At 66.6% G+C, this 11670-nt stretch carries 10 protein-coding genes and 2 pseudogenes; 9 read left to right on the plus strand and 3 right to left on the minus strand.

The features are described from left to right. Positions 1-9: 9 nt before the first annotated feature. Positions 10-408, minus strand: a complete 399-nt coding sequence (locus tag T428_RS0107695; protein ID WP_025736017.1) for a VOC family protein — start codon at positions 406-408, stop codon at positions 10-12. An 84-nt stretch (positions 409-492) separates the two neighbouring features. Beyond that, complete coding sequence (gene ychF / locus T428_RS0107700) at positions 493-1566, minus strand: redox-regulated ATPase YchF (protein ID WP_025736018.1); 1074 nt, start codon at positions 1564-1566, stop codon at positions 493-495. Positions 1567-1700: 134 nt separating this feature from the next. Here ychF and T428_RS0107705 point away from each other — a divergent pair, with 134 nt between their 5' ends. From T428_RS0107705 to T428_RS0107720, 4 genes and pseudogenes are all read left to right on the plus strand, one after another. Continuing rightward, the gene (locus tag T428_RS0107705) at positions 1701-2870 is read left to right on the plus strand and encodes a DUF6542 domain-containing protein (RefSeq protein WP_084298655.1); all 1170 of its coding nucleotides are present in this window, start codon (positions 1701-1703) and stop codon (positions 2868-2870) included. Positions 2871-3152: 282 nt separating this feature from the next. Next, positions 3153-3723: pseudogene (locus tag T428_RS35675) on the plus strand (PPE family protein); the annotation flags it as partial. A gap of 608 nt (positions 3724-4331) precedes the next feature. Continuing rightward, the gene (locus T428_RS0107715) at positions 4332-4901 is read left to right on the plus strand and encodes a hypothetical protein (RefSeq protein WP_025736020.1); all 570 of its coding nucleotides are present in this window, start codon (positions 4332-4334) and stop codon (positions 4899-4901) included. Between the two features lie 20 nt (positions 4902-4921). Beyond that, on the plus strand, positions 4922-6982 hold the full coding sequence (locus tag T428_RS0107720) for a beta strand repeat-containing protein (protein ID WP_025736021.1): 2061 nt from the start codon (positions 4922-4924) through the stop codon (positions 6980-6982). 22 nt (positions 6983-7004) lie between these two features. Here the strand turns inward: T428_RS0107720 and T428_RS0107725 are convergent, their stop codons facing one another. Continuing rightward, the gene (locus tag T428_RS0107725) at positions 7005-8003 is read right to left on the minus strand and encodes a 4-hydroxy-3-methylbut-2-enyl diphosphate reductase (RefSeq protein WP_025736022.1); all 999 of its coding nucleotides are present in this window, start codon (positions 8001-8003) and stop codon (positions 7005-7007) included. 89 nt (positions 8004-8092) lie between these two features. On the opposite strand from T428_RS0107725, the gene T428_RS0107730 reads away from it, so the two are divergent. The 5 genes and pseudogenes from T428_RS0107730 to T428_RS34235 form a co-directional block, all read left to right on the plus strand. Further along, positions 8093-8671, plus strand: a complete 579-nt coding sequence (locus T428_RS0107730) for a lipid droplet-associated protein (RefSeq protein WP_025736023.1) — start codon at positions 8093-8095, stop codon at positions 8669-8671. Next, a complete protein-coding gene (gene xseA / locus T428_RS0107735; protein WP_025736024.1) occupies positions 8668-9918 on the plus strand; it encodes an exodeoxyribonuclease VII large subunit in 1251 nt (416 codons plus the stop codon). The genes T428_RS0107730 and xseA overlap by 4 nt, the downstream gene beginning before the upstream one ends. Further along, positions 9908-10156 (plus strand): exodeoxyribonuclease VII small subunit, encoded by a 249-nt coding sequence (locus T428_RS0107740; protein WP_025736025.1) that lies wholly within the window; start codon positions 9908-9910, stop codon positions 10154-10156. The genes xseA and T428_RS0107740 overlap by 11 nt, the downstream gene beginning before the upstream one ends. Positions 10157-10242: 86 nt before the next feature. Further along, a complete protein-coding gene (locus tag T428_RS0107745; protein WP_025736026.1) occupies positions 10243-11334 on the plus strand; it encodes a 3-beta-hydroxysteroid dehydrogenase in 1092 nt (363 codons plus the stop codon). Positions 11335-11494: 160 nt separating this feature from the next. Beyond that, positions 11495-11670: pseudogene (locus T428_RS34235) on the plus strand (hypothetical protein); the annotation flags it as partial.

An 11670-nucleotide genomic window follows, 5' to 3' on the forward strand; every position in this document is an offset into this window, starting at 1 on the left:
GGTGAATCTTCACAGTCCGAATTTGGCGCGCGCCTGGTCGGTGACAGGGGTGAACAGGTTTACCAAGTTCCCGTCCGGGTCGCGAAACAGCAGCGCACGATTACCCCATGGCATCGTCGTCGGTGTGGTGACCACGTCCCCGACGCTGCCGCGGAGCCGTTCGTATTCGGCGTCCACATCGCCCACGAGGAACTCGATGATCGCGGTTCGGTTGGCCGCCGGCTCCGCGGATCCTTCGCCGAACAACGGGACGGTCTTGTCGCTGCCAATGGCAAGCACGCCAACCGGCGTTGGGATCTCCGCGAAGAGCTCGTTGCTCCAAACGGCGGCGACTTCGGTGACCGTTTCATAGAACGCGACCAAACGGCCGACATCTGCGGTGATGAGGCGAGTCGATACAAATTTCACGGGATCTCCATTCGCGGCCGTATCGCGCTGTGCCCACAGCGTGCTTCGTCCGCGAATACTAGGGAGCCCCACCGACAACTCGACCTAGACGTTGAACCGGAACTCCACCACGTCGCCGTCGGCCATCACGTAGTCCTTGCCTTCCATCCGGACCTTGCCGGCCGCCTTGGCCGCTGCCATCGACCCGGCGGTTATCAGGTCGTCGTAGGACACGATTTCGGCCTTGATGAAGCCCTTTTCGAAATCGGTGTGGATCACCCCGGCGGCCTTGGGCGCGGTGTCGCCTTGACGAATTACCCACGCGCGCGCCTCTTTTGGGCACGCCGTCAGATAGGTCTGCAGCTTGAGAGTATGAAAACCCGCCCGCGCCAACGCATCTAGACCACGTTCGGTCTGCCCGATGGACTCCAGCAACTCGTCGGCCGACTCGTCGTCGAGTTCGGCCAGTTCGGATTCGATTTTCGCGTCGAGGAACACCGCGTCGGCGGGCGAGACCATCGCGCGCAGCTCGGCCTTGCGGGCCTCGTCGGTGAGCACGGACTCGTCGGAGTTGAACACGTACAGAAGCGGCTTGGTCGTCATCAGATTCAGCTCGCGCAGCGGTGCCGTGTCGACACCGGCCGTGAACAGCGTCTTGCCCGAGTTCAGTACCGCCTCGGCGGCGACGGCCGCCTCGTGCACGGGCTTGCGTTCCTTGTTGTTGCGGGCTTCCTTTTCCAGCCGCGGAACGGCCTTCTCCAGTGTCTGGAGGTCGGCCAGGATCAGCTCGGTCTCGATCACCTCGATGTCGGACCTCGGATCGACCTTGCCGTCGACGTGCACGACGTCGTCATCGGCGAACACCCGCACCACCTGGCAGATCGCGTCGCACTCGCGGATGTTGGCCAGGAATTTGTTGCCGAGCCCGGCGCCCTCGGAGGCGCCCTTCACGATTCCGGCGATGTCGACGAATGTCACCGGCGCCGGCACGATCTTCTCGGAGCCGAACATCTCGGCCAGCTTGTCCAGGCGCGGATCGGGCAGCGCGACGACGCCCTCGTTGGGTTCGATCGTCGCGAACGGATAGTTGACCGCCACCACGTTGTTCCGGGTCAGCGCGTTAAACAGCGTCGACTTGCCCACATTCGGCAGGCCCACGATTCCCAGGCTCAGGCTCACGGGGAACCAAGTCTAGGGCTCCGCGCCGGGCCCCAGGGCGTCGCGGACCGTCTCCGTGGCGAACCCGTGGCACGCCCGGCATCCCTAACAAGGTATTTACGGGGGTTTCGGCCCATTGCCGGTACGGTCTACATGTGTCAACGCAGCGGGGAACCTCGGCAGTAGCAGCTGCCCATCGCTCGATTCACCCCGGCATTCCGGGTGTGCCGTCGTGGATAGCCCTGCTCCTCGCCGTGACCGCGACCGCAATCGGATATGGCATCGACTCCGGACTCGGCCATAAGGAGCTGACCGGCATCTTCGCCGGCCTCTATATAGCGGGCTGCGTGGCAGCGGTGCTCGCGGTCCGTCAGGAGGGGCTGTTCACCGCGGTCATCCAGCCGCCTCTGATCCTTTTCTGCGCGGTACCGGGCGCCTATTGGCTGTTCCACGGCGGCAAGATCGCCAGCCTCAAAGACCTGCTGATCAACTGCGGCTATCCGCTCATCGAACGTTTCCCGCTGATGCTGGGCGCCGCTGGCGGTGTGCTGATGATCGGCCTGATCAGATGGTATTTCGGGGGCCCCCACCGACCGGAGTCGACTACCGACGAAACCGCGACCGCCGGTACCGAGGTTGCGGAGAAGTCGCCGTTTTTGCGCGCTGTCAGCGCGAAACTGAACTCGCTGCTGGGCGTCGCATCGCCCGACGATGCCGCCGACGAAGAAGAGTCCACCGATTCACCGCGCAGCCCCTCGAGGGCCTCGACCAAAAGCAGCCGGACGTCGCGCGGCAGCCGGCCCGCGACGAGTTCCGCCCGAAGCCGGTCCCGGCACGCCCGTCCGTCGCCGGAGGAGCAGTACGACCCCGCCGCCGAGCGGCCACGCCGACGGCGCCAATCCCCGCCGCGCGACTACGACCCCGCCGACCCGCCGCGCCGATCGCGCCGCCCGAGGCCGCAGACCGATCCGGACCGCCGGAGCCAGCCGCAACGCGAGGGCCGCCGCGATGTGCGCAGCCGCCGCGACCCGTACGAGCGCTCGACGCCGCGCGGCGGTCGCTTCGACGAGTACAACAGGTACGAACGGCCCGGGGTAGCGCGGCAATTTGACCGATACCAGCCCTACGAGCCCTATCAGCCGCCCGCGGATTCCCGGCGACGTCGGGCCAACGGGTCGAAAGGCAATGACGCGACGCACCACCCGATCTCGCAGGTCCGCTATCGGGGATCGGGCCCGTCAGATGAGCAGCGCCGCGGCCGGCCACGAGCGAACGGCCGGCCCCCGGAAAGGCCCCCGGCCGACCCCTGGGAATACGACGCCTAGGGAGCGATGCCGCCGGCGCCGAAGTGCGCCAATGGCATTGTGCGCTTAGACATTTCCCGCCTCTAGGGGTTCAAAGCTTGCGTCAAATGCGACCTCGAAAAGGCGCCACGAACCGATTCACGTTAAACGCAAATAAGGTTCATAGAAAACAACGGGGTCACCGCAGATCCTCGCGTTAATTTCGCAGTTACGCACCATTCACACGGTCCCATTAGACACGCGTCAGATATTGAATAGAATCTCGTCGCAAATCGGTACTGTCGAGCGAATACGAGTGGCGCCGTGGATTTCGGTTTGCTGCCGCCGGAAATTAATTCCGGGCTGATATACGCTGGCCCCGGACCGGGCCCGATGCTGGCCAACGCGGCGAATTGGGATGCGCTCGCCGTCGAATTGGAATCCGCCGCCAGCAACTACTCCGCCCAAATCGCGGGTCTCACCGGACAGGCGTGGCTGGGCCCTTCCTCGCTGAACATGGCCACCGCCGCCGGAGGCTACGTGGAATGGCTGCAGGCCAGCGCCACCCAAGCCGAAGAGACCGCCGCGCAGGCCTCCGCCGCGGCCGCCGCCTACGAGGCGGCCTACACCATGACCGTGCCCCCCGAACTGATCCGCCAATCGCGCCGAGTTCATGGTGCTGACCGCGACCAACTTCTTCGGTCAAAACACCGCGGCGATCGCGGCCACCGAAGCCGAATACATGGAGATGTCGATCCAAGACGCCACCGCCATGTACGCCTACGCCACCGACTCCGAGGCCGCGGCCACCCTGACCACCTTCGACGAACCCCCACCCACCACCAACGACACCGGTGCACTCGCCCAAGCCGACGCCGTCGCCCAAGCCACCGCCGAGACCACCAGCACCCAAGCCGACGCGCTAACCCAGGTCGGCGCCAACCTCCTCGACGGTGACATCACCGTCGGCCCCTTCCAGACCCTGCCCATCGGCCCCGGCGAAACCCTCACCATCGGCCCCGGCCAAACCCTCAGCGTCGACCTCGGCGGCTCCGTCGTCGTCGACAACGGCGGCAGCCTGATCGTCGACGGCGGCACCGTCACCGTCAACGGCAGCCTAACCATCAACAGCGGTGGCACCGTCACCGTCACCGGTGGCACCGTTTATGCCTTCAACAGCGGTCTCATCACCATCAACAGCGGCGGCGTTCTCACCATCAGCCCCAGCGGTGGGGTCTATCTCGCCAACGGCGGCGGCCTCGTCATCAACGGCGGCACCGTCTCGGTGAACGGCGGCAGCCTCACCGCCAATGGCGGCATCATTGACGTCTTAAGCGGCGGCGATCTCACCATCAACTCCTCCGCCACCGCTTGGGTCTTCGACGGTGGCAGCGTCAACGTCGTGACGGCGGCACCCTCACCGTCAATTCCTCCGCCACCGCCAACGTCCTGAATGGCGGCATCGTCACCGTCGACGGTGGCACCCTCACTGTCGACGGCAGCATGAACGTCGGCAGCGCGACCCTGACCGTCGACAGCGGCACCGTCACCATCGAGGGCACCCTCGACGTCAGTAGCGGCTCGCTCGACATCGACAGCGGCACCGTCAGCGTCAGCGGCATCGTCGACGTGACCAACGGCGTCTCCGTCACCATCGACACCGCCGGCCGCCTCGACGTCAGCGGCACCCTGACCGTCGCTGACTTCAACACCACCCTCACCGTCAACGGCGACCTCCACATCGCCGACGGCGGCACCGTCTTCGTCAACCCCAGCTCCGAAATCGCCATCCACGGCACCGTCATGATCGAACACGGCGGCGTCCTCAACATCGAAACCAACGGCGGGGTGCAAGTCTTCGACGGCGGCATCCTCACCGTCGACGGCCAGCTCGAAGTCTTGGACGACGGCATCCTGTACATCAAGGGCGGATCCGTCACCGTTCACCCGGGCGACGCTCTCGATGTCCGCGGCGGTCTCAGCATCCTTGACGGCACGCTCACCGTCGACGGCGACATGACCATCTACAGCCACGGCGCACGGTCGACATCATCCACAGCGGCACCACGCTGATCATCGACGCCGACCTCCACGTGGACGGCCAGATCAATATCGCCAACGGCGGCGGCCTCACCGTCCACAGCGGCGGCACCGTCGACCTCGAAGCCGCCGGCGACCTCGATCCCGGCGGCAACATCAACATCCAGGCTGGGTCCCTCACCGTCGACCCCGGCGGCGTCCTCAACGCCTACAACGGGATCGATGTCGGCGATGGCGGCACCGTCACCGTCCACGGCACCATGACCGTCTACAGCAACGGCGGCACGGTCGACATCGTCGACAGCGGCAGCACGCTGATTGTCGACGGCAACCTCGACGTCTACGGCCAGATCAATGTCGGCACCGACGGCAGCGCCACCGTCACCGGCGGCGACCTCGACATCCTCGACGGCGGCTTCCTGACCATCGACGCGGACGGCAGCCTCACCATCGACAACACCGGTCAGGTCGACGTCGCCGGCGGCACCTTCGCCGTCAACACCGGGGGCACCCTCGACGTCAACACCAACGGCTTGCTCACCGTTGACACCGGCGGCGTCCTCAACCTCGACGGCGGCATGTCGATCGACGCCGGCACAGTCTGGGTCGACGGCGGCACCGTCTCCGTCAACGGCGGCACCGTCTCCGTCAACGGCGGCACGGTCGACGTCAATGCCGGCGGCACCCTGACCGTCGACACCGGCGGCACCCTCACCGTCGACAATGGCGTCGCCAACGGCGCGGTGAACGTCAACAACGGTGGCTTGCTCACCGTCAGCGACGGCACCGTCACCGTCGATACCGGCGACAACAGCCTCACCGTCAACGCCGGCGGCACCCTGAGCATCGGCACCGACGGCTCGGTCGACGTCGACGGCACCCTGTCCGTCCAAACCGGCGGCATTCTGAGCATCGAGGGCACCGGCAGCAACCTCACCGTCGGTGCCGACGGTCAACTCGTTGACGGCGGCTCCCTGATCGTCAACCCCGACGGCACCCTCGATGTCAGCGGCGGTAGCCTCACCATCGACAACGGCGGCACCGTGACCATCGACCTCGGCGGTAACCTCAGCGTCACCGGCACCCTCGACGTCAATGCCGGCACCCTCAGCGTCCACAGCGGCGCCACTCTGACCATCAACAGCGGCGCCCTCACCGTCGACAACGGATCCGTCGTCCAACTCGGCGGCACCCTCAACGTCAGTAACGGGGGCGTCCTGACGATCGACTCCGGGTCGGTGACCGTCGGCAGCCACGGCTCGATCAGCCTGGTGGACGGCGGCACCCTGACCGTGCACTCCGGCGGCTCGATCACCCTGGACAGCGGCGGCATTATCGGACTCGACGCCAGCAGTCTCACCGTCGACGGCGGCACCCTGACCGTGCACCCCAATGCCGTCATCGCGGCCGGGCACGCCAGCGCGCTGACCCTGCACGGCGGCACCATCACGATCGAGTCCGGCGGCGGTCTGACCGTCAACAGCACCTCCACCCTCACCCTCGACAGCGGCACCCTGGCCATCCACGGCAGTATCGGCCTGGACGCCAGCACCCTGACCGTGCACGGCGGCACCCTCACGGTGCACACCGGCGCCGCGATCGCCGTCGACCCCGCCAGCACCCTCGCGGTCGACGGCGGCACCCTGACCAACAGCGGCACCCTCACCGCGTCCAGCCTCGACGTCAACTTCGGAGGCACCGTCGACGTCACGGGTGGCGGTACGCTCACCGTCACCCCCGGCGGCACGGCGACCATCGACACTGGCGGCACCCTGACCGTCGATACCGGCGGCACCCTCGTCGTCGAAGCCGAGGCATCGGTCCTGATCGAGGACCCCGGCTCGTTGATCATCGGCCCCGGCGACACCGTCATCGTCTACCCGGGCGGCGCCGCCAACGCCAACGGCATCTTCGGCCCCGCCATCGTGACCCTGAGCTCCTCGGTCGGCGGCACACCGGCTCTAGGGACGACACCCGCACTGTCGGCAACGGCCGGCCTGGTGGGCTCGCCGGGCCTGGCCGGAAACGCCGGAATCCAACCGCAATTCAACTTTGACGCCCTCAACAACGCCCTGTACTCCCCCGCGGACGCACTGCTGTCCAGCGTCGACTGACCGCGCGGGACAGCGCCGAGGATCACAGGGCCGAACGGATCTCCCGGGGCAGCGCGAACACCAGCGTTTCCTGTGCCGTCGTCACCGGTTGCACCACGTCGAAACCGCATTCGGCCAGCCGCTCCAGCACCCCGCGCACCAGCACCTCGGGAACCGACGCGCCGGAGGTGACGCCGACGGTCGTGACGCCGTCCAACCACGTCGGATCGATGTCGTCGGCCCAGTCGACCAGGTACGCCGCCGCGGCGCCGCCGCCCTTCGCCACCTCGACCAGCCGCATCGAGTTCGACGAGTTGCGCGACCCGACGACGATCACCAGCTCGCACTCCGGTGCCATGGCCTTGACCGCGACCTGCCGGTTCTGGGTCGCGTAGCAAATGTCGTCGCTGGGCGGATCCTGCAGCTTCGGGAAGCGCTGCCGCAGCCGCTCGACGATCTCCATCGTCTCGTCGACCGACAGCGTGGTCTGCGAAAGCCACACCACCTTGTCCTCGTCGCGGACGGTCACGCTGTCCACCGAAGCGACGCCGTCGACCAGCTGTACGTGGTCGGGTGCCTCCCCGGCGGTGCCGATGACCTCCTCGTGCCCCTCGTGGCCGATCAACAGGATGTCGTAGTCGTTGCGGGCGAAGCGCCGGGCCTCGTTGTGCACCTTGGTGACCAACGGGCAGGTGGCGTCGATGGTGTGCAGGTTGCGTTCGGCGGCCGCGGCGTGCACCGTCGGGGCGACGCCGTGCGCGGAGAACACCACGATGGCGCCCTCGGGGACCTGATCGGTCTCCTCGACGAACACCGCGCCGGCCTTTTCCAGGGTGTCGACGACGTGCCGGTTGTGCACGATTTCGTGGCGCACGTACACCGGGGCGCCGTGCTTTTGCAGCGCGCGCTCGACCGTTTCGACCGCCCGATCCACCCCCGCGCAGTAGCCACGAGGCTCGGCCAGCAGCACCCGCTTACGGGCCGGACCGCTGGCTACCGAGCTGGATGCGCCGGGAATCCCCATGTCGATGGTCGGCGGCATGGGCTCCAGGGTACGTTCCGCCGACACGGACTCGCCAGCTCGCGGCGACGGGCTTGGAGTTAGCCGTTGCTTAGGGCAATCTTGGACGCATGGCTTCTGCACCGTACGGAGTTCGGCTATTGGTCGGCGCGGCGACAGTCGCCGTCGAAGAGACCATCAGATTGCCGAAGACCATCCTGATGTACCCAATGACATTGGCCAGTGAGGTCACTCACATCGTGATGCGGTTCCAGCAGAATCTCGCGGAGCTGGTGATCAAGGGCGACGCCACGCTGGAATCCATTTTTCCGCCCAAAGACGAAAAGCCGGAATGGGCAACATTCGACGAGGACACCGAAATCGCGATCGACGGCACCGACACCGAATTGCCGGACGGCGCCGCGGGCGATCGCCGGGCCGAGGGCCGCTTCGCGTTGTACTCCGTGGCCGATGCCGCGATGGATGCGGGCGCCCCGGCCAAGCCGACGACGAAGAATTCGGTTCCGGAGCCGCCGGTGGTGGCCGAACTCGATTTCCCGACACTGACATTGGACCAGCTGCGAGCCAGGGTGCAGTCGCTCGGCGTCGACGAACTCGAAGCCCTGCTGGCCTACGAGCAGGCGACCAAGGCCCGGGCGCCGTTTCAGACGTTGCTGGCCAACAGGATCACCCGCGCGTCCGCGAAGTGACCCGAGCGGCGAATTCGGAGGCGAACTCGGCTGAGAACCCGTTCCCGGTTCGCGCCGTCGCGATCCGAGTGGCGGGATGGATCGACAAACTCGGAACCGTATGGGTTGAAGGGCAATTGGCCCAGATCAACATGCGGGCCGACTCCAAGACGGTGTTCATGGTGCTGCGCGACCCGGCCGCCGACATGTCGCTGACGGTGACCTGTCCGCGCGACCTGGTGCTCAACGCACCGGTGAAATTGGCCGAGGGCACGCAAGTGGTGGTCTGCGGCAAGCCGTCGTTCTACACCGGGCGCGGCACATTCTCGTTACGGCTGTCCGAGATTCGCGCTGTCGGGGTGGGCGAACTACTGGCCCGCATCGAGCGGCTGCGCCGGCTGCTGGACGCCGAGGGCCTCTTCGACCCGAGACTCAAGCGGCCAATTCCCTTCCTGCCGAACATGATTGGGCTGATCACCGGCCGCGCCAGCGCAGCCGAACGCGATGTGACGACGGTGGCCGGTGCCCGCTGGCCCGCGGTGCGGTTCGCCGTGCGCAACACCGCCGTGCAGGGACCCAACGCGGTCGCCCAAATCGTCGAGGCGCTAGGCGAACTCGACCGCGACCAGGCCGTCGACGTGATCGTGCTGGCCCGCGGCGGCGGCAGCGTCGAGGACCTGTTGCCGTTTTCCGACGAAACGCTGTGCCGCGCGATCGCGGCCTGCCGCACACCGGTGATCAGCGCCGTCGGCCACGAACCCGACAACCCGCTATGCGATCTGGTCGCCGATCTGCGCGCGGCCACCCCCACCGACGCGGCCAAGCGGGTGGTTCCCGACACCGCCGCCGAGCAGCGCGGAATCGCCGACCTGCGCCGGCGCAGCGCGCAGGCCCTGCGCAACTGGGTATCGCGCGAACAGCGGGCACTGACCCAGCTGCGCAGCCGCCCGGTGCTGGCCGAGCCGCTGACCGCGCTGACGGCGCGTGGCGAGGAAATCCACCGCGCCCGCTCGGCGGTGCGCCGGGACATCACCCGGCTGGTGGCCGCGGAATCCGAACGTGTCGCTCATTTGTCCGCACGGCTGGCTACGCTGGGCCCCGCGGCAACGTTGGCCCGCGGCTACGCGGTGGTGCAAACGGTTCCCGCCGCCGGAGCGCCTCACGTCCTGCGCTCGGTGGACGAGGCGCCGGCCGGCACCCGGCTGCGGGTGCGGGTTTCCGACGGCGCCGTAGCGGCGGTGAGTGAAGGGCTGACCGATGGTCACTGAAAACAACGACAGCGGAGGCGAATCGGCTACGCCCATTAGTCAACTTGGCTATGAATCCTGCCGGGACGAACTGATCGAGGTCGTGCGCCTGTTGGAGCAGGGCGGACTGGATCTCGACGCATCGCTGAAGCTGTGGGAAAGGGGCGAGCAGCTGGCAAAACGCTGCGAAGAGCACTTAGCTGGCGCCCGCAAGCGAGTGGAGGATGCGCTGGCCGCCGGGCAGAGCGACGAGGCGTGAATCGAACCTTCTATGCAAAACGAATTCGGCCATTGCTACAAACTGGAACGTGTTTCAGTTATCCTGTCCGGCATGGGTGATCAGTTATCCTGTCCGGCATGGGTGATGCAGCACTGACGACCGAACTCGGCCGTGTCCTGGTCACCGGAGGTTCCGGATTCGTCGGCGCCAACCTGGTGACCACCTTGCTGGACCGCGGATACTCGGTGCGTTCCTTCGACCGCGCGCCATCGCCGCTGGCCCCGCACTCGCAGCTGGAGGTGCTCCAGGGCGACATCACCGACAAGGCCGTCTGCGCCCAAGCGGTGGACGGCATCGACACGGTTTTCCACACCGCGGCGATCATCGAGCTGATGGGCGGGGCATCGGTCACCGACGAATACCGTCAGCGCAGCTTCGCGATCAACGTCGGCGGGACCGAGAACCTGGTGGAAACCGGCCGTGCGGCGGGCGTGCAGCGATTCGTCTACACGTCATCCAACAGCGTGGTGATGGGCGGCCAGAACATCGCCGGCGGCGACGAAACCCTGCCCTACACCACCCGATTCAACGACCTCTACACCGAGACCAAGGTCGTCGCCGAGCGATTCGTGTTGTCCCAGAACGGTATTGACGGCATGCTGACGTGCGCGATCCGCCCCAGCGGCATCTGGGGCCGCGGCGACCAGACGATGTTCCGCAAACTGTTCGAGAGCGTGATCGCCGGCCACGTCAAGGTGCTGATCGGACACAAGTCGGCCCGGCTGGATAACTCCTACGTACACAACCTGATTCACGGTTTCATCCTGGCCGCCCAGCATTTGGTGCCCGGCGGCACCGCGCCCGGTCAGGCGTACTTCATCAACGACGACGAGCCGATCAATATGTTCGAGTTCGCCCGCCCGGTGGTGGAGGCGTGCGGCGTAAACTGGCCGCGAATTCGGGTGAACGGCCCCGTCGTGCGGGCGGCGATGACCGGCTGGCAGCGCATGCACTTCCGGTTCGGGATTCCCGCGCCGCTGCTGGAGCCCCTGGCCGTCGAGCGGTTGTATCTGGACAACTTCTTCTCGGTCGCCAAGGCGTCGCGCGACCTCGGCTACCAGCCGCTGTTCACCACCGAGAAAGCGTTGACCGAGTGCCTGCCCTACTACGTGGACATGTTCGCCCAAATGAAGCGGCAGGCCGAGGCGGCCCGCTAAGCGCAGCGCTCCGGAACCGACGAGTCACCGGTGATCCGGTCCGATGGCCGTCGGGCGCGTTTGTGGATGAATTCGTGGCTGTGGATAAGGCGCGTCTGGGCGCTCGGGGGTTAGGGGTTTGGGGCCGTGGTTTGTCGTGGCCGGTTGTGAGGATGGGGTTATGTCTTCGATCGCTTCGTCTTCGGCGGTGGTGGTGAGCCCGAAGGAGCGGTTGGAGGTGTTGTTTGGTGAGTTGGCGGAGTTGGCTGGTCAGCGCAATGCCATTGATGCCCGCATGGTGGCGATCACCGCCGAGATTGACCGTGATGGGTTGTGCGGGATGACCGGTGCGCGGTC

Source organism: Mycobacterium genavense ATCC 51234 (genome assembly GCF_000526915.1).
In the GTDB taxonomy this organism is placed as follows: domain Bacteria; phylum Actinomycetota; class Actinomycetes; order Mycobacteriales; family Mycobacteriaceae; genus Mycobacterium; species Mycobacterium genavense.